Genomic DNA, 23285 nt, shown 5'->3' with positions numbered 1-23285 from the left:
TTAAGAATGATGCGGACCCGCACGATGGGCCGCCTGGTCGATGAACGCTTACCGGCCGGACTTGAACTCCGTCCACAGCCGCGTCTGCAGACGCTGGATTTCAGGCGGCAGCGGCTTCAGCAGGAACAACGTCTTCACCACGTCGGGCGGCGGATAGACAGCCGGATCGTTCGCGACGTCCTTGTCGACGTACTTGCGCGCTTCGGCGTTCGCGCTCGGATAATAAACGGCATTCGTGATCGCCGCGTGCACCTGCGGCGTCTCGATGTAGTTGATCCACGCGAGCGCGGCTTCCTTGTTCTTCGCATCCTTCGGGATCGCCATCACGTCGAACCAGACCGGCGCGCCACCCTTCGGAATGTAATACTCGATCTTGTACGGCTTCTTCGCTTCGAGCGCGCGATGCTTCGCGATCACGACGTCGCCCGACCAGCCATACGCGAAGCAGATATCGCCGCCGACGAGGTCGTTGATATAGCCCGACGAGTTGAACTGCGTAATGTACGGGCGGATTTTCTTCAGCATCTCGAGCGCGGCCCGGTAGTCGGCCGGGTTCGTGCTCATCGGGTCCTTGCCCATATAGTGCAGCGCGGCCGCGAACATCTGGTCCGGCGCATCGAGCACCGAGACGCCGCACGCCTTCAGCTTCGACATGTTCTCGGGCTTGAAAAGGATGTCCCAGCTATCGAGCGCGACGTTCTTGCCGAGAATCTGCTGGGCCTTCGTCACGTTGTAGCCGAGGCCGGTCGTGCCGTACGCCCACGGCACCGTGAACTGGTTGCCGGGGTCGGCGCCGGCGACGAGCGCCATCAGCGACGGGTCGAGATATTTGAGGTTCGGGATCTTCGATTTATCGAGCGGCGCGAAGATGCCGGCGGCGATCTGCTTGCCCGCATAGTTGCTGGTCGGCACGACGATGTCGTAACCGGAGTTGCCGGTGAGGAGCTTGGCCTGCAGCGTGTCGTCGCTGTCGTAGTTGTCGTACTTGACCTGGATGCCGGTCTGCTTCTGGAAGTTCGGAATAGTGTCCTTGGCGATGTAGTCCGACCAGTTGTACACATTCAATTGCGTATCTTTTGCCGCGGCCGGCAACCAGGGCGCGGCACATAGCACAAACGCCGCAACCAACCGGCCCAACACCCGTTTGTTCATTCCGTTCTCCGATCCTGGCCAGCCGACGCCGGCCGTCTACCCCGCTTATGCCGCGGCCGGTGCGCTTGCCTGTACCTGCTCGTCCCGCTCAGGCGGGGCGCGCCCGCGACTTCCCTGAAAACCCCGAAAACTACCACTAAACGTTGTGCGCCACAAAAAAAATGCCCCGATGTCGCGCAAACGGTACAGCCGGCGGTGCGTGCGCGCAATGGGCACAAGCGCTGCGGCGACCGACAAAATGGGCGCAATTTTAGCGGGTTATGGGCCCGTGTCTACCTCGAATCACACCTGATATCGGTCGTCCCGCACTATAGACTGTCAAAAAGGCGACGCGCGCAAGCCGGCATAGGCATGGCGCTTGCCCGATATCTGGCTCAAGTCGACGAGGGCCTTCGATGAACACGAATCCGTTCGCGCTGCACCCGACGCGCCGCCGTCCGTCCGACGGCATGCCGCCGCGGCCTGCGCGCCGGCTGTCGTTCATCGGCGCGGGCGCGCTTGTCGCGGTCGGCTATATGGATCCCGGCAATTGGGCCACCGCGCTATCCGGCGGGGCGAGCTACGGCTACCAGCTGCTCAGTGTCGTGCTGCTGTCGAGCCTGACCGCGATGCTGCTGCAGTGGGTCTCCGCGCGCGTGGGCGTCGTCACCGGGCGCGATCTCGCGCGACTGTGCCGCGAACGCTACCGCCGCCGCACCGCGTTTGCGCTGTGGATCGCGAGCGAGATCGCGATCATCGCGTGCGACGTCGCGGAAGTGGTCGGCAGCGCGGTCGCGCTACAGATGCTGCTGGGCGTCTCGCTGACCGTCGGCGTGCTGATGTCCGCGGTCGGCACGTTCGCGATGCTGGCCTTGCAGCGGCACGGCCAGCGCACGCTCGAAGCATTCGTCGTCGTGCTGATTCTGTTCGTCGGGATGTGCTTCGTGGTGGAGCTCGCGCTGGCCCAACCCGACTGGCACGCGGCGCTCGCGGGCACCGTGCCGGATCCGCGCATCGTGCGCGACGCCGGCATGCTGTGGCTCGCGGCCGGCATACTCGGCGCCACCGTGATGCCGCACAACCTCTATCTGCATTCGGCGCTCGTCAAGGAATCCGTGCCCGGCGGCGACGACGCCGGCATCGCCCGGGTGCTCAAGCACGTGAGCGTCGGCACCTTCGGCGCGTTATCGGCCGCGTTTCTGATCAACGCCGCGCTGCTGATCGTCTCTGCCGCCGTATTTCATGCGCACGGCCATCGCGACGTCACCGATCTCGCCGAGGCGCAGGCGCTGATCGCGCCGCTCGTCGGGTCCAATTGGGCGGGCATTCTGTTCGCGGCGGCGCTGCTCGCATGCGGGATGAATGCGACGGTGACGGGCACGCTCGCCGGACAGGTCGTGATGGAAGGCTTTCTCTATCTGAAGATGCCGCGCTGGCAGCGCGCGCTGCTCACGCGCGGGCTGGCGATCGGGCCCGCGCTGGTCGCGGTTGCGCTGTTCGGCCCGCATGGCTCGAACGATCTGCTCGTCGCAAGTCAGGTGGTGCTGAGCCTGCAATTGCCGCTCGCGGTGGTGCCGCTCGTGCGGTTTGGGTCCGACCCGGAGCTGATGCGCGGCTGGCGCGTGAAGCGCGCGCCGCTCGTGCTCGCGTGGCTGGCCGCGGCGGCGATCGTCGCGCTCAATGCCGCGCTCGTATGGCAGGTCGTGATTGGACGTTGAGGTTGACCGCGACCGCCGCACTGCGGGCTTTTCAGCCGCCCATCCGTGCTTGCCGGCAGCCGATGGGTGGCGAGAATGAACGCCGCAGCTTTTCGTTTACCATAACGGACCGCCCGCGCTTTTCACCTCTTTGCCGATGGCTTCAAATCTTCACGACCTTCCCGACAGCCCGTGTATCGGCGTATGCTCCACGCTTTTCGACGAAGTCTGCAAAGGCTGCGGCCGCACAGCGACCGAGGTCGCGAACTGGGTCTTTATGACCGACGACGAGAAGCGCACGGTGTGGGAGCGGATCGAACGCGAAGGCACCGCGATGCGCTTCAAGTACGACAAGATCTGACGCGCGCCGAGCGCCGCCGCTTCTTCAGAATTTCATCCCGACGCCGAGACCGACCACGAGCGGGTCGATACGCAGGGTGCCGATCGACGTGCCGCCTAGCGTCGCATCGGTTCTCATCCAGATTTTCTTGATGTCCGCGTTGACGAACAGCGTCTTCGTGATCTGCACGTCGACGCCCGCCTGCAGCGCCGGCCCGAAACTGCTGTGGCTCACCGCGATCGACTGGCCCCCGGCTTTGAGGCCGTCGTTATAGAAGTACGTGTAGTTGAGACCCGCGCCGACGTACGGGCGAATCTTCCCCTGGTGATTGAAGTGATACTGCAGCAGCAGCGTGGGCGGCAACACGTTCACGCCGCCAAGCGCGCCCAGGTTCGAACTCACCTGATGGCGCGAGGTCGCGAGTATCAGCTCGACGCCGATGTTGTCGCGAATCATGTACGTGAAGTCGATCTCGGGCACGATCGCGTTGTTGACGTCCACATTGAGCGTGGACAACGTGCTGCTCGTGCCGACCTGCGGCATGATGCTGATGCCGCGCAACCGGACGAGCACATCGCGCGCGTGAATGCCGCCTTCGACCGGGCTGTCCACCGGACGCGCCACCTGGCTTTCAAGCTGGCTCTCGCCCGCCGCTGCGCCGCTGGCTGTGTCGTCGGCGTAGGTGGATGGCGCAGCGAAAGCGCCCGCCAGCGCAACGCACGCTGTCGCGAGCGCCGTTCCTGTTCTGTTTTTCATTGCCTTGCCCCGTTGTCGTTTCGATTCGTTGATGCTCGAAACGATTGTCGGGCGGCGCGGCGATTGAATTATTGATCGTTGTCAAGTGTGACAAGCCCACGCGCGGGCCTGCGGCCGAACGCCACATCGAACGCCCAGGGCGCCGACTTACGCCGGCTTGTTGACGGCGAGCTGCATCGCCTTGTACTCGAGATATTCGTCGAGGCCATATGTGCCGTTCTCGCGGCCATAGCCCGACTGCTTGTAGCCGCCGAACGGCGCGGCCGCGTTCCATCCGCCGCCGTTGATATTGACCTGGCCGGTACGCATCCGGCGCGCGATGCCCAGCGCGCGTTCGTCGCTGCCCGCCCATACGGCGCCGGCGAGACCGTACACCGAATCGTTGGCGATACGGACGGCTTCGTCCTCGTCCTTGAACGTGAGAATCGTCAGCACGGGGCCGAAGATTTCTTCCTGCGCGATCGTCGCTTTCGGGTGCACGCGGCCGAATACGGTCGGCTTCGCGAAGAAGCCCTGCTGTATGCCATCGGGCATGCCGGGACCGCCGGTCACGAGTTCCGCGCCTTCTTCGATGCCGCGCGCAATGTACTGCTGCACGCGTTGCTGCTGCGCGGCCGATGCGAGCGGACCGAGGCGCGTTCGTTCATGGCGCGGGTCGCCGGGCACGTAGGATTCGGCCGCGCTTTTGGCGAGCGCGCGCACTTCGTCGTAACGGCTTTCGGGCACGAGCATGCGCGTATGCGCGGAGCACGTCTGCCCCGAGTTCAGGAAGCATGCGCCGACGGTCGCCTTCACGGCGGCCGGCAGGTCCGCGTCGTCGAGAATCACCGAGGCCGACTTGCCGCCGAGTTCGAGCGCGACGCGCTTGACGCTCGCCGCGGCGAGCTCGGACACGCGCTTGCCCGCGCGCGTGGAGCCCGTGAACGAGACCATATCGACCGACGGATGCGACGCCAGCACCTCGCCGACCACCGGCCCATAGCCGCACACGAGATTGAAGACGCCGGCCGGCAGCCCCGCTTCGTGAATCGCCTCGGCGAGCACAAACGCATTGAGCGGAGCGATTTCCGATGGCTTCAACACGACCGTGCAGCCCGCCGCGAGCGCCGCGGCGACCTTCAGCGTGATCTGGTTGAGCGGATAGTTCCACGGTGTGATCGCCGCCACGACGCCGACCGGCTCGCGCACGACGAGCGAATTGCCGAGCTTCTCTTCGAACGCGAATTCGCTGGCGAGCCTCGCGTAGGCGTTCCAGTTTTGCACCGCGCTGCCGACCTGTATCGCGCGCGACAGCTTGATCGGCATGCCGACTTCGCCGCAGATCAGTTGCGCGAGCTCATCGGTGCGGGCCTTCAGGTTGTCGGCGATTTTTTGCAGGTACGCGCCGCGCTGTGACGGCGACGTCGCGGCCCAGGCGTCGAATGCGGCGCGCGCCGCGACGATCGCCGCTTCGGCGTCCGCTTCGATACCTTCGGGAATGCTGCCCATCACCTGCTCGGTCCCGGAGTCGATCACGTCGATCGTGCCGGTGCCGCACGGCTTGAGCCATTTGCCGTCGATGTAGAACTGGTCGTAGGTCTTCATGTCGGTGCGGTCCATGTCTGCGTGCGGCGCTTCGGGTCGAAACATTTTACTCGCGCGACTGATGCATACCGGGGCGCCGCGTCCAAGCTCGGGCGAGCAAGAGAAAGGCCCGCTTTATAACAGCGGGCCCAAGGTCTACGACGACGGCTGGAAGCGACCGGATAGCCACTCTCGCGGTGCCGCCTTACAATTCGACACCGCAAAAAAACGCCGGTGCGAACCGGCATCGAGACGCCACAATGAACCAGATTCCTCGCGCGGCATGGCTGGCGACGGAGATGGCAACGGGGATGGCAAACGGAGGCGCCGGCCAGGTAACGCAAGCGGCGCCTCGCGGCCATGCACTCGCTACCCGGCGCCCGATCGCGCCGGTAGCGGGGCACAGCGACTGTTACTGCACGCCCTGCCCCGCGAGGAAATCCTCGTAGTTTCCACCGAAGTCGTTCAACGTCCCATCGGTCTTCACTTCGATAATCCGGTTGGCGAGGCCGCTCACGAACTCGCGATCGTGCGACACGAAAATCAGCGTGCCGTCGTATTTCTCGAGGGCGATCTGCAGCGACTCGATCGACTCCATGTCCATATGGTTCGTCGGCTCGTCCATCAGCAGCACATTGTGGCGGCCGAGCATCAGCTTGCCCCAGATCATGCGGCCCTTTTCGCCGCCCGACAGCACCTTCACCGACTTGCGGATATCGTCCGCGTTGAACAGCAGCCGGCCGAGCGTGCCGCGCACCGACTGCTCGTCGTCGCCTTCCTTGCGGTACTGGTCGATCCAGTCCATCAGCGTGACGTCGTCGGGAAACTCTTCGTAGGTATCTTGCGGCATATAGCCGATATTCGCGTTTTCCGCCCACTTCACCTTGCCGTGTTCGAGCGGCAACGTACCGAGCAGCGAACGCAGCAGCGTGGTCTTGCCCGCGCCGTTCTCGCCGATGATCGCGATGCGCTCGCCCGGCTGCACGCTGATGCTGAAACGGTTGAAGATCGTGCGGTCGTACTTCTTCGTCATGTCCTCGCCGACCACCGCGATGTTGTGCAGCTTTTTCTCGTACTCGAAGCGGATAAACGGATTCTGCCGCGACGACGGTTTGAATTCCTCGATCTTGATCTTGTCGATCTGCTTGAGACGGCTGGTGGCCTGGCGTGCCTTCGACTTGTTCGCCGAGAAGCGCCGCACGAAGTCCTGCAAGTCGGCAATGCGTTCCTTCGCCTTGGCGTTCGCCGCCTGCTGGCGCTCGCGCGCCTGCGTGCTCGCCAGCATGTAGTCGTCGTAGTTGCCCGGGTAGACCTTCAGCGTGCCGTAGTCCATGTCCGCCATATGCGTGCAGACCTGGTTCAGGAAGTGGCGGTCGTGCGAGATGATGATCATCGTCGAGTTGTACTCGTTCAGAACATCTTCGAGCCAGCGAATCGAGTTGATATCGAGGTTGTTGGTCGGCTCGTCGAGCAGCAGCACGTCCGGCTTCGAGAACAGCGCCTGCGCGAGCAGCACGCGCAGCTTCCAGCCCGGCGCGACATTGCTCATCGTCCCGTTATGCAAGTCCAGTGCGATGCCGATGCCGAGCAGCAGTTCGCCCGCGCGCGCCTCGGCCGTATAGCCGTCGTACTCGGCGAACTTCGCTTCGAGCTCGGCGGCGTGCATGTAATCGTCGTCGGTCGCTTCGGGGTTCGCGTAGATCGCGTCGCGCTCGGTCATCGCGGCCCACATTTCCGTGTGGCCCATCATCACGACGTCGAGCACGCGCACGTCTTCATACGCGAACTGGTCCTGGCGCAGCTTGCCCAGGCGGATGTTCGGTTCGAGCATGACGTTGCCCGAAGTCGGCTCCAGGTCGCCGCCCAGAATTTTCATGAACGTCGACTTGCCGCAGCCGTTCGCCCCGATCAGTCCATACCGGTTCCCTTCCCCGAACTTGACCGAGATGTTTTCGAAGAGAGGCTTCGGCCCGAATTGCATCGTGATATTGGCAGTAGACAGCACGGCGCGTACCTTTGAGATAGTGATCCGACCTGGATCGCTGAAAAACCGAACATTTTAGCAGCATATCGTGTCGCTCGGGCCGCGTGGCGCGTGCTTGATGGAGGCAAACCCGTGGCAAACCCGGCAGCGAACCCGCAGCAAACGCGACGACAAAAACGCGGCATTCGCGCTTGCGCTCACGGCCCCGCAGCGACACATTCGCACCGTTTTCAGCGGCGCTTGCCCGGCTGCAATACGTCGACGAAAGCGGAGAAATCGGCATCGGCGAGACCCATCGCCGCGGCCAGCCGCAACACCTGCTGCACGGTGCCCGCGACCGGCATCGGCGTGCCCGTTTCGTAAGCCGTCGCGGCAATCGTATCGACGTCCTTCTGGAACGTGCGCATGGCGCCGATCGGCACATCGCCGCTAGTCGTCATGCGCGGCACGAAGATTTGCAGCAGCACCGAGTCCGCCCAGCCGCCCGCCAGCGCCTCGGTCAGGCGCGCGGCGTCGATGCCGCTGCGTTGCGCGAGGCTCACCGCTTCGGCGATCGCGGCGACCGTCGCGGTGACGATCGACTGATTGCAGAGTTTCGCCGTCTGACCCGCGCCGACCTCGCCCATATGCGTCACGCGCGCCGCGTAGGCGCGGATCACGTGCGTCGCCGCGTCGACATCGGCTGCGGCGCCGCCCGCCATGACGGCCAGCGTGCCCGCCGTCGCGCCGGCCACCCCGCCCGACACCGGCGCATCGACCCAGCCGATGCCCACCGCGCCCGCCCGTTGCGCAAAGCCGCGCGTGGCCGACGGCGCAATGCTCGAATGATCGACAATGCGGCGCACACGCGCGTGGCCGGTTGCACGTTGCGCGGCCGTCGCCGCGGTCGCCGCTGTTGCGATACCGTGCTGCGGGTCGAACACGACCTGCTCGACGGCTGCCGCATCCGATACGCACAGGAAGATCAGTTCGGCCCGCTCGGCCAGCGCGCCCGGTGTCGATGCGACCTGCGCGCCGTCCTTCGCCAGCGCCTCCGCCTTGTCGCGCGTGCGGTTCCACACATGAACCGTATGCCCCGCGCGCAGCAGATGGCGGATCATCGGTGCGCCCATCAGGCCCGGGCCGCAAAAACCCACTTCCATTATTTCGATTCCTCTTCGACGTGTTGATGGGGTGAACGTCGCATCGCGCCGATGCTGCCCGTTGCGCCGTTTCCGCTTATGCCCATTCGTGCATTCCGGCGCCCATCATAGCGCCGCGCATCGGCATGCGTGACGGCGCGGCCATCCACCGTGTTCGCGGGCGGCGCGGGCGTGTGCGCTCGGGCACGTCGACTGCGTGCAAACCCGGGGCATGCGCAAGAGGCGCGTTACCTATACTTTTTTCGACCCAACCTGGAGGATCATCATGAGCGAGCACGTCTACAAGACGATCGAAATCACCGGCTCTTCGCAGAAATCGAGTGACGATGCGATCCGCAGCGCAATCGACAAAGCGTCGAAGACCTTGCGTAATCTGTGCTGGTTCCAGGTGCTCGAAACGCGCGGACACATCGACAACAGTCAGATCGCGCATTGGCAAGTGACCATCAAGGTCGGTCTGCGGCTCGAAGACTGACGCATCACGCCTGTCGGCCGCTGAATGGCTGCGCCCGGCGCGCGGGGGCAGCCGCGGTCTGTCTTGTCCGACGAAACAGGTCTGCCGCCGCTCGTTTCTGCGATTCGCCCTACGATCGGTTGCCGCGCTTCTTCCGGTGTTCTTTCCCCCTCACGCGCCCCGCTTTTTTCCTCGGGCCGCCATCGCCGCGCCTGCCCGCGTCTCGTCGCATTAAAAACGCCACGCCGCCCGCCCGTTATCGCTTTATGTCATTACGTTATTCCTGCTGCGGGAAAGCCTCCCTTGACGGTCTCTCGTCCCTATATTAAAAACGATATGCCCCCACCACACATCGATCAGCCTCGACATATATTCCGGAGACGTCATGAGTCAGCAACGCGAGGCGATCGACACCTATCTTCTGCGCGTTTTGCATACGTTACTGATGGAACGCAGCGTCACGCGCGCGGCCGTCAAGCTCAACCAGTCGCAGCCGGCGATCAGCGCCGCGCTGCGGCGCCTGCGCGACATCACCGGCGATCCGCTGCTCGTGCGCGGCAAGTCAGGCATGGTCCCGACCGAATACGGGCTGCGCCTGCTCGAGCCGACGCAGAACGCGCTGCGTGAAATCGAGCGCATCAAGTTCCAGCAGCACAGCTTCGACCCCGCGACGTCGATTCGCTGTTACCGGATCGGCTGCCCCGATTATCTGAACGTACTGTTCGTGCCGACGGTGGTCGAGCGCTTCCGGCAGGCGGCGCCGAACGCGCAGCTCGAGTTTCATTCGCTCGGCCCCGCGTTCGACTATGAGCTCGCGCTCGAGGACGGCAAGCTCGACACCGTCATCGGCAACTGGCCCGAGCCGCCCGAACAGCTGCATCTGTCGAATCTGTTCGTCGATCAGATCGTTTGCCTGATGGGTAGTACGCATCCGTTCGCGAAGCGCGGCTCGATCACGCTCGACCAGTATCTGAACGCGCCGCATCTCGCGCCGACGCCGTATTCGGTGGGCCAGCGCGGCGCGATCGACGTGCATCTCGCGCGCGAACGGTTGAAGCGCCACGTGGTCGTCACGCTGCCTTACTTCAATCTCGCGCCATATGTGCTGATCAAATCCGATCTGATCTTCACGACGACGCGGCTGTTCGCCGACTACTACGCGAAGTTCTTGCCTTTGACGGTGATGCCCGCGCCGCTCGATTTCCCGCCGATGCAGTATTACCAGCTATGGCACGAGCGCGTGCATTACTCGGACGAAGTGCGGTGGCTGCGCGGGCTCGTTGCGGAGGCAACACGCGCGCTGGTGGACAAGTAACCCGGCGCTCCGGGAGCATCCGGCGGGCATTCGGTTCGAACGGCGGCCGCCGCGCCCTACCGCGCTGCTTCGTACAACTGCTGCGCGAGACGGTTATGCCGCTCGATCACCGGCGCCAGTTCGACCGTGGCCAGCACGCCGTCTTGCACGACCTGTCTGCCGCCGATCACGCTATGCGCCACTTGCGAGGGCGCGCAAAACACGAGCGCCGCGACCGGGTCCGCCAGTGCGCCCGCGAAAAGCGGCTGTCGCAAATCGAACGACACGAAGTCCGCCGCCATGCCCGGCGCGAGCGCGCCGATATCGTCGCGGCCCAGCACCGCCGCGCCGCCGAGCGTCGCGATCTCGAGCGCTTCGCGCGCGCTCATCGCATCGGGGCCGAAGCCGACGCGCTGCAACAGCAGCGCCTACCGCACCTCGGCCACCATCTGCGCGCCGTCGTTCGACGCCGAACCATCGACACCGAGGCCCACCGGCACGCCCGCGAGCCGCATCCGTTTGACCGGCGCAATGCCCGACGCGAGCCGCATGTTCGAACACGGACAGTGCGCGACGCCCGTGCCCGTCCGCGCGAAAAGCGCGATGCCCGCATCGTCGAGCTGGACGCAGTGTGCATGCCAGACGTCGCGGCCGACCCAGCCCAGGTCCTGCGCGTACTGGGCCGGCGTCATGCCGAACTTCTCGCGGCTATACGCGACATCGTTGACGTTTTCGGCCAGATGCGTATGCAACGACACGCCGTAGCTGCGCGCGAGCGTCGCCGATTCGCGCATCAGATCGCGACTCACCGAAAACGGCGAGCACGGCGCGACAGCGACGCGCAGCATCGCGTAGCGCCCGGCATCTTGATATGTCTCGATCACGCGCTGCGTGTCTTTGAGGATATGCGCTTCGTCTTCGACAACCTCGTCGGGCGGCAGGCCGCCATCGCGCTGCCCAACGCTCATGCTGCCGCGGCTCGCATGAAAGCGCATGCCGATGCGCCGCGCGGCTTCGATGCTGTCGTCGAGCCGGCAGCCGTTCGGAAACACATACAGATGGTCGCTCGACGTCGTGCAGCCCGACAGCAGCAGTTCCGCCATCGCGGTCAGCGTCGACACCTCGATCATCTCGGGCGTCAGATGCGCCCAGACCTTGTAGAGGCTCGTCAGCCAGCCGAACAGCTCGGCGTTCTGCGCAGCGGGCAGCGCGCGCGTGAGGCTCTGATACATGTGGTGATGCGTGTTGACGAGCCCCGGTATCACGAGATGGCCGCGCAGATCGAGCACGTCGTCGGCCGTCGGCGGCAGATCGGCCGTTGCGCCGACCGCGACGATCCGGCCATCTTCGATATAAAGACCCGCGTCGCGCAGTTCGCGCCGCGCGTCGTCCATCGTGACCAGTCGTTCCGCGTGTTTGACCAGCATCGTCTTGCCGCGGGTGTTGCGCTGCGTCGCCGTCATTCGTTTCCTCCTTGATCGGTGTTACCTTCGGCGGTCAAAATCGGCTTGGCAATGCGCGCCGCAGCGATAGTGGGGTTCGGTGCGGCGATATAGTGGCAACTGCGCGTGGGTTGGGCGTGGCGCACGCCGGTCAGCGCTTCGTGCCTGGTGCTTGCCGACCGGCTGCTTGCGGCGCGCAGCGAGCGCCCCTCATGCGTGAATCATTATCTTTCCTATCGCGGCCGCGCGGGTATCGTCAATGTTTCTACAATGCATGTCACGGCGCTCGCTTGAATCCGCCGACGGGTAGGTAGCCACTGACGTGGAGCCTCGATCCGCCGCTTAGCCCCTGGATCGGGCCGCCGCCGAAACCTCGCATTGACATAAGGAAAATCGCGAATGGGCAAGCTCACTACCCACGTGCTCGACACCGCAAACGGCCGTCCTGGCGCCGGCGTCAAGGTCGAACTCTTTGCGCTTGCAGGCGACACGCGCCGCGCGCTGAAAACCACCACCACCGACAGCGACGGCCGCTGCAGCGAGCCGCTGCTCGACGGCAGCGCGTTCGTCGCCGGCGAATACGAGCTCGTGTTTCACGCGGGCGACTATTTTGCGGCGGCCGGCACGCAACTGCCGCAGCCGCGCTTCGTCGATCGCGTCGTGCTGCGCTTCGGCGTCGCGGATGCGGATGCGCACTACCACGTGCCGCTGCTCGTTTCGCCGTGGTCGTATAGCACGTATCGCGGCAGTTAAGCGTGGCAGTTAAGCGTGGCAGCTAAGCGCGGCAGTTAAGCGCGGCAGATGAGCGCCGCGCCTACGACGAACAGGAAGTGGAGGAGTTTCATGGAAGGCTTTATCACCGACTGGCTGAACCTCGCGATCCGCTGGTTCCATGTGATCGCCGCGATCGCGTGGATCGGCGAATCGTTTTATTTCGTTGCACTCGACAATAGCCTGAAGCCGCCGCAGGACCCGAATCAGCGCCGCCGCGGTGTATTCGGCGAGCTGTGGCATGTGCACGGCGGCGGCTTCTACAACATGCAGAAGTACACGGTCGCGCCGCCCGAAATGCCCGACGACCTGCACTGGTCGAAATGGCCGTCGTATACGACCTGGCTCTCCGGCTTCGGACTCTTCACGGTGCTTTACCTGTGGGCGCCGAACACATATCTGATCGACAGGAACGTGCTCGACATGGGACCGGTGGTCGCGATCTTCTCGGCGCTCGGCTTTCTCGCGGGCGGATGGATCATTTACGACTCGCTGTGCCGGCTGCTTGGCAAGAACGATCGCGTGCTCGGCATCTGCGTGGCGCTGGTCGTACTCGTCGGCGCATGGCTTGCGTGCCACATCTTCGCGGGCCGCGCCGCGTATCTGATCATGGGCGCGACGCTCGCGACGATCATGTCGGCGAACGTGTTTTTCGTGATCATTCCGGGCCAGCGCAAGATGGTCGACGCGATGCTCAAGGGCGATACGCCGAACCCGATCTACGGCAAGCGCGGCAAGCAACGCTCGGTGCACAACACGTATTTCACGCTGCCCGTCGTGTTTGCGATGCTGTCGAATCACTACGCGATGACGTACACGCATCCGTACAACTGGGCGGTGCTCGCGGTCATCATGGCGGCCGGCGCGCTGATCCGGCAGTTCTTCGTGATGCGCCATCGCGGCCAGGTGCTCTGGTATCTGCCGCTCGGCGGCGTCGCGCTGATGGTTGCGGCGCTCGTCTGGACCATGCCGAAGCCGGTCGTGCCGCAGGCCGAAGCCGCTAACGCGCCGAAGATCGTCGTGGCCGATATCGCGCCGATCCTGCAGCAGCGCTGCGCCGCGTGCCATTCCGCGCATCCGACACTGATGGGCAGCGCGCCCGCCGGCGTGATGTTCGACACGCCCGCCGAGATTTCGCAGAACGCGCAGCGCATTTATCAGCAGGCCGTCACGTTGAAGGCGATGCCGCTCGGCAATGTCACGCATATGACCGATGACGAGCGGCAAAAGCTCGCTGCGTGGTTTCAGGGAGGCGCGTTGCAGTAGGCGTAGTCTCGTTGCCCTGTCGCTCCAAGGCTTCATTTGCGATGGGTTATCCAATAAATGTCGCTTAAAGGCTACAAAAACTTACGCGTCCGTTGCGTCCCTTGGGCTACAACATGGCCACCATCTTCAGGTTGCTGGAAGCCGCGGGATTCGATTTGAAGATCGTCGCTCACGGGTTTGAGCCGCACGCTCGACGACATTCTCGCCGAGCAGCGCTCACCCACGGAGTCGAACCGATGAGGCTCGACGTCCATGTCATGGGGCGCAAGGTTGCGTCGCTCTTTCGCGAGCGGGACGAATACGTACTGCAATACAGCAGCAGTGCCTCGCCCGGAGACTTCGTCAGTCTGACCATGCCGGTTCGCGAAGCGCCATGGCGCTGGCCGTCGGCTACCAGGTGATCGAGGCCGCACGCAACGAACCGCAATGGCGCAGCGTGGCAAAGCAGATGTTGCACGCGTGGAACGATGGGATGGAGTCCCTGAGGAGCCCCAGGAAAAACGTGAAACTCAAAAGCCTCAGTAGAGCGATCGAGGCAGCGGGATTTTCTGCCGCGCAGCCGCCGGCTCCCGCCCGCGAAGTGATAGGCCATTCGCCGCTGCTTGCAAAGCGCAATTAGACACAACGCGAGCGGACAGGCGGCCCGTATTCCAGCAGCCGCCCGGCAACATCAATCACTTACGACGCTCAGCGCATCGTCGGTCAGCCACAGCGATTCGGCAAGATCCTGCTCGTTCAGATTGCACCCTTCGCCGCCGCGATCGACGACGATGAAGTCGCTGACCTCACCGAGCGCGATCAGCGGATGGTGCCACACGCCCTTCGCATAGTTCACGCCCTGCCAGCCGCTCGTGACGAACGCGCGGATCGCTTGCGGGTCGAGCACGCCGGCCGGCGCAACGACCACCAGATACGGCTTTTCATCGAACGGAATAAACGCCTGGCTGCCGAGCGGATGCCGCTCGAGCATCTTCACTTCGAACGGCAGCGTGCGCGGCTGTCCGCGAAACAGATTCACAAGCGTGCGGCCGCCGCCATCGCTGACATCCACATTCGCGAGATCGTGATAGCGGATCGTCGTGCCGAGATTGATCGGAATCTGCTTCGCGCCCTCGAGTTCGATCACATCGCCGAACGGCGCGAAGACCTCGCGCGTCAGCGGTTCGATTGGCAGTGTTTTCATTGCGTAGTCATCCAGAATTACCGCGAAATTCGCCTCCATCATCGCGCGCCTCGTCGTGCACATCACGCCAGGGTACCCCACAGGCGCAGACGCGACACGCCGCCATCCGGAATGATGTTAAAGCGCACATGCGTAATGGGGCCGAGCGCCTCGAGCTCGCTTTCGAAGAAGTGCTGATTGTCCATCTGCAGCTTCTGCTCGCCGAGCAGCACGGGCCAGAACATCGCTTGCGTGACGAGCGAACTGTCGGTGCCGCCGGTCACGTGGGCAGCCTGAATCGAGCAACGATCAGGATAGTTGCCCTTGAAGTGCGCCGTGTCGACTTCAATCTTGCGGATCACGCCCGGCTGCGCCAGCGCGACGATCGCCCAGTCGTTGCCGGGCTCGCGTCGCCGCCGCGTCTCCCAGCCGTCGCCCATATTGATGCCGCGGCCCGGCATCAGCAGTGTCGACGCGGCGCCGAAGTGCTGGTTATTCGCGCCGACGAGATACGCGCCGTTTTCCATCGCGGCCAGATCGAACAGCTCGGTGCGGCTCGCGCCCGCCCAGTCGACTTGCGGCTGCCCGTAAATGCGCAGGCGCGCGATGCCGCCGTCCGGATAGATGTTCACGCGCACGTGCGTGTACGCATTGGTGTCGGTCACGTCGAGATAGTGATGGCTGTTGCCTTGCAGCGTTGTCGATGGAACGATTTGCGTCCATTGCGTCGACTGGTTCGGCGTGCCGTCCACGAGTCGCGCCGCTTGCACCGATGCCGCAGGCGGAAAGTTACCGGTGAAATGGCTCGTATCGAGGTCGAGGCCCTTGATCTGGCCCGGCCGCGCAAGCTTGACGATGCACCAGTCGTAACCGGTCGTGCGCTTGCGGCGCGTTTCCCAGCCGTCCATCCATTTGCCGTGTTCGTCGTATTTGCCGGGAATGAACACAGCGGGCTCCGGATTCAGCATCCGGTCTTTCGGCGCGAAGAATTCGTCGCTTGCTTCGAGCGCCTGGGCGCCGAGCCGCGGGTCCGCGAGATTCACATAGCGGCGCGTAAAGTCCGGTGCGTTGGGATCGAGAATCGGGAGTGCCATCGTCGTCTTCCTTTGATATCTGATGATGCGTACGGCCTGTACGCGTGCTTCGTGGGTGCGCGTCTTTAACCGCCGAGCAGGTCGTCGAGTCTGAAGCGCGCAATCCGGTCAATCTGATCGAGGCTCGCGCGCAGTTCATCCGCGCGGCTGTTATTCACGCGCGCCTCGAAGTTCGCGATGATGCCGTGCCGGTCGTAGCCGCGCACGGCAAGAATGAACGGGAATCCGAACTTTTCCCGGTAAGCCGCGTTCAGTTGCAGCAAATGGTCGAACTCTTCGCGCGTGCATTGGTCGAGGCCCGCGCCGCTCTGCTCGCGCGTCGACTCGACGGTCAGTTCGCCGCGCACCGCCGCCTTGCCCGCGAGTTCCGGGTGCGCGTTGATCAGTGCAAGTTGCTTCTGCTCCCCTGCCGTTTCGACGATGCGCGACATCTTGCGATGCAGTTCGTCGATGTCTGCGAACGGGCGCAGTTCCGCAGCGGCTTCCGCTACCCACGGCGAATGTTCGAAGACGCCGGACAGCGCGGCAACGAATGCATCCTTCGACACACGGTTCAATTGATCGAGCGTGTAGTGCATCGCATTTATGCGGTGGCCCCGCGTTCCGGTTGCTGATACGGATGATGTTCGCGCCAGTGCCGCGCGATGTCGATACGACGCGTGACCCACACGCGGTCGCGCTGTTCGATGTGGTCGAGAAAGCGCTGCAATGCGCGAAAGCGGCCCGGGCGTCCGAGCAGGCGGCAGTGCATGCCGATCGACAGCATCTTCGGCGCTTCGTCGCCCTCTTCGTAGAGCACGTCGAAGGCATCGCGCAGATAGGTAAAGAAATGGTCCGCGGTGTTGTAGCCCTGCGGCGTCGCAAACCGCATGTCGTTCGTGTCCAGCGTGTAAGGGACGATCAGTTGCGGCACTTTCGCGCCGCCTGTCACGTCGACGTCCATCCAGAACGGCAGGTCGTCGCCGTAGTTATCGGAGTCGTACAGAAAGCCGCCGTACTCGGCAACGAGCCGATGCGTGTTAGGACTGTCGCGGCCCGTGTACCAGCCGAGCGGCCGCACGCCGGTCACGCGCTCGATTGCTTCCATGCCGAGACGCATATGCTCGGCTTCGCGTTCGGGCGTGAAGTCCTGATAGTGAATCCAGCGATACCCATGGCAGGCGATTTCGTGCCCGAGTTCGACGAATGCGCGCGCCGCTTCCGGATTGCGCTCGATCGCCATGCCCACGCCGAAGATCGTCAGCGGCAGGCCGCGCTTTTCGAACTCGCGCAGAATGCGCCACACGCCCGCGCGCGAGCCGTATTCGTAGATCGACTCCATGCTCATATGGCGCGCCGGAAACGACGCGGCGCCGACGATTTCCGACAGGAACTGCTCCGATCCGGCATCGCCGTGCAGCACGCAGTTCTCGCCGCCCTCTTCGTAATTGAGCACGAATTGCACGGCGATGCGGGCGCGCCCGGGCCAGTTCGCTTGCACCGGATAACGGCCGTAGCCGATCAGGTCGCGTGGATAGTTCGGATCGAGTGACATGATTTGAGGAAAAGCAGCAGTTGACGATGAGTACGCGGCGCGATGCGATGCGACCTGGATGCCACTGGCTCACATGCGCTCGCATGCGGGCGCATGCGGGCGCGGCAGCGTTGAGCCAGTGTAGCGAAAACGCCTCGGTGCGCGCATACACGTCGCCCCATAGTGCGGGTCAGACCGGATGTATATGCGGCGCGGCATCGTCGTGTGCGGCTGGAGCTGGGATCGCCTTGTCGCTTGCGGTCGTGCTCGTGGCAGCACTCGCGTTTACCCGCATCGATCCGTGTGCGTCGGATTCAGCCGGGCTGAAGCGCGCGAACGCACCGTCGTAGCGCTTCGCGAGCGGCCGTGCGTAGTCGCCGCGCTTGGCCGTCGCAAGCCGGAGCGCAATCAGCGCTTCGACCCATTTAACGGCCGATGTCACGCCCTCCACCACCGGCGCGCCGACTGCATCCTCGATTTCCGCACACAGCTCGACCATGCCCGCGCAGCCGAGCACGATCGCGTCCGAGCCGTCTTCGTCGAGCGCGCGCCGGCATTCGTCGATGATGAGACGGCGCGCGGCCGAGCCCGGCTGGTCGAGATCGAGCACCGCGACGTCCGTTGCGCGCACATTGCGGCAGAAACGCTTCATGCCATAGCGTTCGGCAAGATGCCACGCCATGCCGCACGTGCGCGACAGCGTCGTCACGACCGAAAAACCCGGCGCGAGCACGCTTGCCGCATGCATCGCCGCTTCGGCGATGCCGATCACCGGGCCGCGCGCCACCTCGCGCGCCGCATAAAGCCCCGGATCGCCGAAGCAGGCAATCACGTAGCCGTCGAAGCCTTCGCGCTCACCCGCGGCCACTTCGGCAAGCAGGCCGGGCGTTGCGAATGCTTCGTCGTAATAGCCTTCGATCGAAGGCGGCCCCATCGTCGGGCTGACTGCAACCACTTCGGTGCCCGGCGCGACGATGTTGCGTGCGCAACGACCCATCGCGTCGGTCATCCGCTGCGTCGTGTTCGGGTTGATCAGTTTGATACGCATCTCGACTCCTGTTGCTGCGCGCAGGGGCTTTGTCTCTTGATGCTTCCGCTTACCCGCGCGCCTCTTTGTGCGCGCTTACTTGTGCGCAATCATCCGGTAGAAAACCGCGCCCAACGCCGCGCCGACGAACCACGAAAAATTCGCCAGCCCGCTCAATGCCGGCACCATCACGCAAAGCACCGCGATCAGCGCCGCCGGCAGCAGCGCGGCCACCGCACGATAGTTGACGCCATTGCGATACCAGTACGTACCCTTGTCCGACACGGTGTACAGATCGTCGAGCACGATCTTCTGGCGCTTAACAAAGTAGTAATCGACGATCAGGACGCCATACAACGGACCGATGAAACTGCCCAGCACGTCGAGCGTGTAATGAATCACCGCCGGATTGTTGAACAGGTTCCACGGCGTGATGAAAATCGACGCGACCGCGGCCAGCATGCCGCCCGCGCGCCAGCTGATCAAGCGAGGCGCGACATTCGAAAAGTCGAACGCGGGCGACACGAAGTTGGCGACGATATTGATGCCGATCGTGGCAATCGTGAACGTCAGCGCGCCGAGAATCACTGCTGTCGGATAGTCGATGCGGCCCACCGTTTCGACCGGGTCGGTAATCAGTTCACCGAACACCGGCAGCGTCGCGGCGGTCGTAATCACGGTCACGAGCGAGAACGCAAGGAAGTTGACCGGCAAGCCCCAGAAGTTGCCGCGCTTCACGCTGCGAAAGCTCCTGCCGTAGCGCGAGAAGTCGCCGAAGTTCAGCATCGGGCCCGAGAAATACGACACGACAAGCGAGATCGCGGTGATCATCACCGGCAGCACTTCCATGCCGTGATACTTCACACCGCCCAGGTTGATGCCGATGTTCTGCCAGCCCGCGCGCCACACCATGTAGCCGGCGAGGATAAACATCACGACATAGACGGCCGGTCCTGCGAAGTCGATGAACTTCTTGATCGTCTCCATGCCGTTCCAGAACACGAACGCCTGCAGCACCCACAGCAGCATGAAGCCCGCCCAGCCCACCGTCGAGAGCCCCATGAAGCCGTGATGATGCACGTCGGCATAAGGCAAGAACTGCGGGAAAAACTTCAGCACGACAATCACGAGCGCGCTCGACGCGAGATACGTCTGAATGCCGTACCACGCGACCGCGATCAAACCGCGAATGACGGCCGGCACGTTCGCACCGAGCACACCGAAGGTCGCGCGGCACGCGACAGGATACGGCACACCATTCTGCTGGCTCGGCTTTGCGATCAGGTTGCACAGCACATTGACGAGCGTAATGCCGACCAGCAGCGCGATCAGCACCTGCCAGCTTGTCAAACCGAGCGCAAAGAGGCTGCCCGCGAACACGTAGCCGCCAACGCTATGCACGTCGGACATCCAGAACGCGAAGATGTTGTACGCGCCCCAGGTCTGCTTGTGCAGCGGCGCGAGATCTTCGTTGTACAGACGTTCGCTATAACCGGCGGGTAGCGGCGAATCGGCCGCTTGCGTACCGGCGCTGCTGTCTTCGTAGGCGGGAATGCCCGGGTTGCCCGGTGCTGCGCTGAACTGAGCCATGAACTCCTCCAAGGATTTGGGACCATCGGTCGAAAGCCGGGCAAAACCCGGCTCGAAAGCCGATTGGCCACTGCATCGTGCATGCCAGTCATGCGGCCGCCGGTGAGGGCATAACGGCCGATGTGATTCGCATACGCTTTGCCGCGGTGTCTCCGTACTGACGTACTTGTTCTATTGGCTTCGGCAGAATCCGCGGACATCTGCCGTCACGTTGCCGCGTGATGCATGCCGCTTCGCGTGGGCACGCATGTCGCGATCTTTCGGTTCGAATTCAGTGCAGCGCGCACCGCCTGTGAGCGTGCGTGCGCCGTTCAAGTCATCCTGATGCGCGCTGGCTCGCGCGCGTGCCGAACACTTCGTGCAGATCGGCTGGACCTGTCGCCGGCCGGTCCAGCATCTTCAGTTCGACGTTCTGCAGATGGCGCGACATCAAGGCCGCGGCGCGGGTTGCATCGCCGGCGTCGATCGCGGCGAGTATCGCTTCGTGATCTTCGAACGAGCACGGGCTGCGTCCGAGCGATTCGTACAGCGCGGAAATTAAAGTTGAGCGCGCAACGAGTCCGCTTAAGCAGTCGCACAGCACCGTGTTACCGGTGAGCGTGGCGAGCTCCGTATGAAACTCGCCGGAGAGCCGGATCCATGCGGGAAAGTCGCGCGTCTCGAAGGCTTTGCGCTCGCGGCCGATCGTTGCGCCGATCGTCTTCAGGCGCTTAGTTCCATGCGCGCCCGTGCAGACCTTTTCGATCACCGCGAGTTCGATGATGCGGCGCATCTCGAACACTTCATGCACTTCCTGCAACGTCGGACTCGCGACAAATGCGCCGCGATTGGGCTCGAGATCGACGAGCCGGTCGTTCGCGAGCAGCGTCAATGCCTGGCGGATCGGCCCGCGCTTCACGTCGAATACATCGCACAACTGCGCTTCGGTCAGCTTCGAACCGGGTGCGAGTCGATGCTCGAGGATCGCTGCGCGAATGCGCTCGGCGATCGCTTCGGGCTTCAAACCATTCGACGGGGCGGTGGACGTGTCGGACATGATCGGGCTGCGTTTATTGAGATGCATCTTAGGACGCCACAAATAATTGTCAACAATTTTCATCGCTGATTTTCGACAATTTTCACGGCGCCCTGGCCAGCAACGCATGCGGCGGCCTTACGCAGTCGCCCGCAATGGCATGTGCGTGGTTAGATGCAGGCTTACTTCAACGAGACAAGGACGCGTGCGCCGGCCGGATTTTGTCAACAAAATCGCGGAGCGACTTCGCCGAGGACAGCCGCGCACGCCGCCGTGTTGGCGAAACGGGAGAGGATGAGCGAGTCAGCGCTTCAATCGCCCGGCGCATGCCATGCTGCCGGACGACGAAGCGCTACCCGGGCGATGCCCAGGATTATTCGAGCACCGGATGCCCGGACACCGTGAGCCGGAAACCATGCGCATCGGCTTGCAGATGCGCGTCGGCGCCCACCGGCAACGTGACCATATCCGGAATGTGGCCGAACTGAAGCCCCGTGATCACCGGGATGCCGATCACCGACCGCACCTGCTCGATCATCGCGTTCAGGTCGTAGCCGTTGTCGTAGTCGAATTGCTTGCCGCCCGAGAAGTCGCCGAGAACGAGCGCCTGCTGCCGCTCGAGTATGCCGGCCAGGTGCAGTTGATAGATCGCGCGCTCGAGACGGAATGGCTGCTCGTTGACGTCTTCGAGAAAGAGGATGCCGCCCTCGACCGGCGGCAGATAAGGCGTCCCGACCAGCGACGTCAGTACCGCAAGATTGCCGCCCCACAGCGTGCCGGTGACGTCCGCCGACTGCGCCTGCGCGACGGCGCTCGTGATCGTGAAAGTCGGCTCGGAAAGCGCATGCCAGAAGTGCCGCATCGTAAATGAGCTGACCTCGGGTGCGCCGAAATCGCCGACCAGCATCGGTCCGCCGAACGTCGTCACGCCGCTTTGCGCAAGCAGCGCGAGCTGCACCGCAGTGAAATCGCTATGTCCGACGAATGCGATCGGCTGGTCCCGCAAACGGCGTTGCAGACCGTCGTAGTCGAGTCCGTGCAGCAAGCGGACCGCGCCATAACCGCCGCGCACCGCGAGCACGATGTCGGGCAACTCGCGCGACGGGTCGGCGAGGCGATTCAGTTCGGCCGCCCGCTGCCCGTCGGTGCCGGCAAAACGCTGGTAGCGCCGCTGCGTTGCGTGAACGTTTTCGACGTGATGGCCTTGCGCGCGCAACCGCTGCAGGGCGAGATGCAGCGCGGCCGGATCGTGCGGGTAGCCCGAGGGGGCGATCAGTTCAATGGTGCGGTGTTCGATCATGGCCGCCTTCGATTTGTTGGATGATTGACGCGACTGCGTTCGTTCGGCAAATCAACGCGTGGCCGTTCGTTCAAGCGGAGGCACTAAAGCGGGCATTTAAAGCGGGCAGTTGAAGCCGGCAGTTGAAGCACGTTCAAAGCGGTCGTTCAAAGCGGCCAGCGTGTCCCCGGGTCCAGTTTCGCGCGTGCCTCGCGCGCGGCCCGCCGCCGGTCCGCGAAAAACGACTTGAGCGCCGCCCCGCACGCTTCCTCGAGCACGCCGCCGACCACAACCGTATGATGATTGAGCTGGCCGTTCGCAAACGCATCGACCACACTGCCGCACGCGCCCGTCTTCGGATCCCGCGCGCCGAACACGACCCGCGCGATGCGCGCATGCATGATCGCGCCCGCGCACATCAGGCACGGCTCGAGCGTCACGAACAACTCGCAGCCCGGCAGGCGATAGTTCTGCAGCGTGCCGGCGGCCGCCCGCAGCGCGGCCATCTCGGCATGCGCCGACGGATCGTGCGAACCGATCGGATGGTTGAAGCCCTTCGCGATGACCTCGTCGCCGCAGACGAGCACCGCGCCGACCGGCACTTCGCCGGCCGCGCGTGCCTCTTCGGCAGCGGCTTGCGCGAGCCGCATGAAATGGCGGTCGCGCTCGGATGAGGGATCAGGGAGCACAGGAATATCGGGGCACAAAAAATCGGCTTCTGACTTTATCGCCAATTCGTCTTCCGATATATCAGATTTTTCGACG

The 23285-nt window shown here is 63.8% G+C and carries 22 protein-coding genes and 1 pseudogene; 8 read left to right on the top strand and 15 right to left on the bottom strand.

Annotated elements, in window-relative coordinates; genetic code table 11:
* Positions 1 to 48: 48 nt before the first annotated feature.
* Positions 49 to 1152 carry a polyamine ABC transporter substrate-binding protein gene (locus tag ACYPXD_RS14825; RefSeq protein WP_459712488.1) on the bottom strand — a complete coding sequence of 368 codons (1104 nt, stop codon included), beginning with the start codon at positions 1150 to 1152 and terminating at the stop codon, positions 49 to 51.
* Positions 1153 to 1547: 395 nt separating this feature from the next.
* Between ACYPXD_RS14825 and ACYPXD_RS14820 the strand changes: the two genes are divergently transcribed.
* Entirely contained in the window at positions 1548 to 2849 is a 1302-nt protein-coding gene (locus ACYPXD_RS14820) for an Nramp family divalent metal transporter (protein ID WP_459712486.1), read from the top strand.
* Positions 2850 to 2985: 136 nt separating this feature from the next.
* Positions 2986 to 3189 carry a DUF1289 domain-containing protein gene (locus ACYPXD_RS14815; RefSeq protein ID WP_459712485.1) on the top strand — a complete coding sequence of 68 codons (204 nt, stop codon included), beginning with the start codon at positions 2986 to 2988 and terminating at the stop codon, positions 3187 to 3189.
* A 24-nt stretch (positions 3190 to 3213) separates the two neighbouring features.
* Here ACYPXD_RS14815 and ACYPXD_RS14810 read toward each other — a convergent pair whose 3' ends face one another.
* The 4 genes from ACYPXD_RS14810 to ACYPXD_RS14795 form a co-directional block, all read right to left on the bottom strand.
* Positions 3214 to 3924, bottom strand: coding sequence for an OmpW/AlkL family protein (locus ACYPXD_RS14810; protein WP_459712482.1), 711 nt, complete (start codon positions 3922 to 3924; stop codon positions 3214 to 3216).
* A 147-nt stretch (positions 3925 to 4071) separates the two neighbouring features.
* The gene (locus ACYPXD_RS14805; RefSeq protein WP_459713328.1) at positions 4072 to 5508 is read right to left on the bottom strand and encodes an aldehyde dehydrogenase family protein; all 1437 of its coding nucleotides are present in this window, start codon (positions 5506 to 5508) and stop codon (positions 4072 to 4074) included.
* A gap of 391 nt (positions 5509 to 5899) precedes the next feature.
* Positions 5900 to 7492, bottom strand: a complete 1593-nt coding sequence (locus tag ACYPXD_RS14800; RefSeq protein ID WP_459712480.1) for an ABC-F family ATPase — start codon at positions 7490 to 7492, stop codon at positions 5900 to 5902.
* Positions 7493 to 7701: 209 nt separating this feature from the next.
* Positions 7702 to 8613, bottom strand: a complete 912-nt coding sequence (locus ACYPXD_RS14795; protein WP_459712478.1) for an NAD(P)-dependent oxidoreductase — start codon at positions 8611 to 8613, stop codon at positions 7702 to 7704.
* Between the two features lie 265 nt (positions 8614 to 8878).
* On the opposite strand from ACYPXD_RS14795, the gene ACYPXD_RS14790 reads away from it, so the two are divergent.
* Positions 8879 to 9088 carry a dodecin gene (locus ACYPXD_RS14790; RefSeq protein ID WP_459712475.1) on the top strand — a complete coding sequence of 70 codons (210 nt, stop codon included), beginning with the start codon at positions 8879 to 8881 and terminating at the stop codon, positions 9086 to 9088.
* A gap of 364 nt (positions 9089 to 9452) precedes the next feature.
* Positions 9453 to 10382: a LysR substrate-binding domain-containing protein gene (locus ACYPXD_RS14785; protein ID WP_459712473.1), complete on the top strand. Its 930-nt coding sequence runs from the start codon at positions 9453 to 9455 to the stop codon at positions 10380 to 10382.
* A 56-nt stretch (positions 10383 to 10438) separates the two neighbouring features.
* Here the strand turns inward: ACYPXD_RS14785 and ACYPXD_RS14780 are convergent.
* A pseudogene (locus ACYPXD_RS14780) lies at positions 10439 to 11824 on the bottom strand (8-oxoguanine deaminase).
* A 378-nt stretch (positions 11825 to 12202) separates the two neighbouring features.
* Here ACYPXD_RS14780 and uraH point away from each other — a divergent pair.
* From uraH to ACYPXD_RS14760, 4 genes are all read left to right on the top strand, one after another.
* Entirely contained in the window at positions 12203 to 12556 is a 354-nt protein-coding gene (uraH, locus tag ACYPXD_RS14775) for a hydroxyisourate hydrolase (RefSeq protein ID WP_459712471.1), read from the top strand.
* Between the two features lie 90 nt (positions 12557 to 12646).
* Positions 12647 to 13840 (top strand): urate hydroxylase PuuD, encoded by a 1194-nt coding sequence (locus tag ACYPXD_RS14770; protein ID WP_459712468.1) that lies wholly within the window; start codon positions 12647 to 12649, stop codon positions 13838 to 13840.
* 236 nt (positions 13841 to 14076) lie between these two features.
* A complete protein-coding gene (locus ACYPXD_RS14765; protein WP_459712465.1) occupies positions 14077 to 14241 on the top strand; it encodes a HipA N-terminal domain-containing protein in 165 nt (54 codons plus the stop codon).
* A complete protein-coding gene (locus tag ACYPXD_RS14760) occupies positions 14214 to 14459 on the top strand; it encodes a hypothetical protein (RefSeq protein ID WP_459712463.1) in 246 nt (81 codons plus the stop codon). Before ACYPXD_RS14765 ends, ACYPXD_RS14760 begins: the two co-directional genes overlap by 28 nt.
* A 51-nt stretch (positions 14460 to 14510) precedes the next feature.
* Here the strand turns inward: ACYPXD_RS14760 and ACYPXD_RS14755 are convergent, their stop codons facing one another.
* The 9 genes from ACYPXD_RS14755 to tadA form a co-directional block, all read right to left on the bottom strand.
* A complete protein-coding gene (locus tag ACYPXD_RS14755) occupies positions 14511 to 15023 on the bottom strand; it encodes an ureidoglycolate lyase (protein WP_459712461.1) in 513 nt (170 codons plus the stop codon).
* A gap of 62 nt (positions 15024 to 15085) precedes the next feature.
* On the bottom strand, positions 15086 to 16096 hold the full coding sequence (gene alc / locus ACYPXD_RS14750) for an allantoicase (protein ID WP_459712458.1): 1011 nt from the start codon (positions 16094 to 16096) through the stop codon (positions 15086 to 15088).
* A gap of 65 nt (positions 16097 to 16161) precedes the next feature.
* Entirely contained in the window at positions 16162 to 16683 is a 522-nt protein-coding gene (uraD, locus tag ACYPXD_RS14745) for a 2-oxo-4-hydroxy-4-carboxy-5-ureidoimidazoline decarboxylase (RefSeq protein WP_459713326.1), read from the bottom strand.
* Positions 16680 to 17630 carry an allantoinase PuuE gene (gene puuE, locus ACYPXD_RS14740; protein ID WP_459712456.1) on the bottom strand — a complete coding sequence of 317 codons (951 nt, stop codon included), beginning with the start codon at positions 17628 to 17630 and terminating at the stop codon, positions 16680 to 16682. Before puuE ends, uraD begins: the two co-directional genes overlap by 4 nt.
* Before the next feature lie 169 nt (positions 17631 to 17799).
* Positions 17800 to 18657 carry an aspartate/glutamate racemase family protein gene (locus tag ACYPXD_RS14735; RefSeq protein WP_459712454.1) on the bottom strand — a complete coding sequence of 286 codons (858 nt, stop codon included), beginning with the start codon at positions 18655 to 18657 and terminating at the stop codon, positions 17800 to 17802.
* 75 nt (positions 18658 to 18732) lie between these two features.
* Positions 18733 to 20226 carry an NCS1 family nucleobase:cation symporter-1 gene (locus ACYPXD_RS14730; protein ID WP_459712451.1) on the bottom strand — a complete coding sequence of 498 codons (1494 nt, stop codon included), beginning with the start codon at positions 20224 to 20226 and terminating at the stop codon, positions 18733 to 18735.
* A gap of 316 nt (positions 20227 to 20542) precedes the next feature.
* Positions 20543 to 21262, bottom strand: a complete 720-nt coding sequence (locus ACYPXD_RS14725; protein WP_459712447.1) for a GntR family transcriptional regulator — start codon at positions 21260 to 21262, stop codon at positions 20543 to 20545.
* A gap of 352 nt (positions 21263 to 21614) precedes the next feature.
* Complete coding sequence (gene ldcA / locus ACYPXD_RS14720) at positions 21615 to 22541, bottom strand: muramoyltetrapeptide carboxypeptidase (RefSeq protein ID WP_459712444.1); 927 nt, start codon at positions 22539 to 22541, stop codon at positions 21615 to 21617.
* Between the two features lie 146 nt (positions 22542 to 22687).
* Positions 22688 to 23248: a tRNA adenosine(34) deaminase TadA gene (tadA, locus tag ACYPXD_RS14715; RefSeq protein WP_459713323.1), complete on the bottom strand. Its 561-nt coding sequence runs from the start codon at positions 23246 to 23248 to the stop codon at positions 22688 to 22690.
* Positions 23249 to 23285 lie beyond the last annotated feature (37 nt).

This window comes from Paraburkholderia sp. 2C, assembly GCF_054589215.1.
The sequence above is the reverse complement of the archived record's forward strand: the minus strand, read 5'-3'. Positions and strand labels throughout refer to the sequence as shown.

Coding starts and splice junctions, on each gene's coding strand:
- ACYPXD_RS14825 (WP_459712488.1), bottom strand. CDS start 1,152: ATGAACAAACGGGTGTTGGGCCGGTTGGTTGCGGCGTTTGTGCTATGT.
- ACYPXD_RS14820 (WP_459712486.1), top strand. CDS start 1,548: ATGAACACGAATCCGTTCGCGCTGCACCCGACGCGCCGCCGTCCGTCC.
- ACYPXD_RS14815 (WP_459712485.1), top strand. CDS start 2,986: ATGGCTTCAAATCTTCACGACCTTCCCGACAGCCCGTGTATCGGCGTA.
- ACYPXD_RS14810 (WP_459712482.1), bottom strand. CDS start 3,924: ATGAAAAACAGAACAGGAACGGCGCTCGCGACAGCGTGCGTTGCGCTG.
- ACYPXD_RS14805 (WP_459713328.1), bottom strand. CDS start 5,508: ATGAAGACCTACGACCAGTTCTACATCGACGGCAAATGGCTCAAGCCG.
- ACYPXD_RS14795 (WP_459712478.1), bottom strand. CDS start 8,613: ATGGAAGTGGGTTTTTGCGGCCCGGGCCTGATGGGCGCACCGATGATC.
- ACYPXD_RS14790 (WP_459712475.1), top strand. CDS start 8,879: ATGAGCGAGCACGTCTACAAGACGATCGAAATCACCGGCTCTTCGCAG.
- ACYPXD_RS14785 (WP_459712473.1), top strand. CDS start 9,453: ATGAGTCAGCAACGCGAGGCGATCGACACCTATCTTCTGCGCGTTTTG.
- uraH (WP_459712471.1), top strand. CDS start 12,203: ATGGGCAAGCTCACTACCCACGTGCTCGACACCGCAAACGGCCGTCCT.
- ACYPXD_RS14770 (WP_459712468.1), top strand. CDS start 12,647: ATGGAAGGCTTTATCACCGACTGGCTGAACCTCGCGATCCGCTGGTTC.
- ACYPXD_RS14765 (WP_459712465.1), top strand. CDS start 14,077: ATGAGGCTCGACGTCCATGTCATGGGGCGCAAGGTTGCGTCGCTCTTT.
- ACYPXD_RS14760 (WP_459712463.1), top strand. CDS start 14,214: ATGGCGCTGGCCGTCGGCTACCAGGTGATCGAGGCCGCACGCAACGAA.
- ACYPXD_RS14755 (WP_459712461.1), bottom strand. CDS start 15,023: ATGAAAACACTGCCAATCGAACCGCTGACGCGCGAGGTCTTCGCGCCG.
- alc (WP_459712458.1), bottom strand. CDS start 16,096: ATGGCACTCCCGATTCTCGATCCCAACGCACCGGACTTTACGCGCCGC.
- puuE (WP_459712456.1), bottom strand. CDS start 17,630: ATGTCACTCGATCCGAACTATCCACGCGACCTGATCGGCTACGGCCGT.
- ACYPXD_RS14735 (WP_459712454.1), bottom strand. CDS start 18,657: ATGCGTATCAAACTGATCAACCCGAACACGACGCAGCGGATGACCGAC.
- ACYPXD_RS14730 (WP_459712451.1), bottom strand. CDS start 20,226: ATGGCTCAGTTCAGCGCAGCACCGGGCAACCCGGGCATTCCCGCCTAC.
- ACYPXD_RS14725 (WP_459712447.1), bottom strand. CDS start 21,262: ATGTCCGACACGTCCACCGCCCCGTCGAATGGTTTGAAGCCCGAAGCG.
- ldcA (WP_459712444.1), bottom strand. CDS start 22,541: ATGATCGAACACCGCACCATTGAACTGATCGCCCCCTCGGGCTACCCG.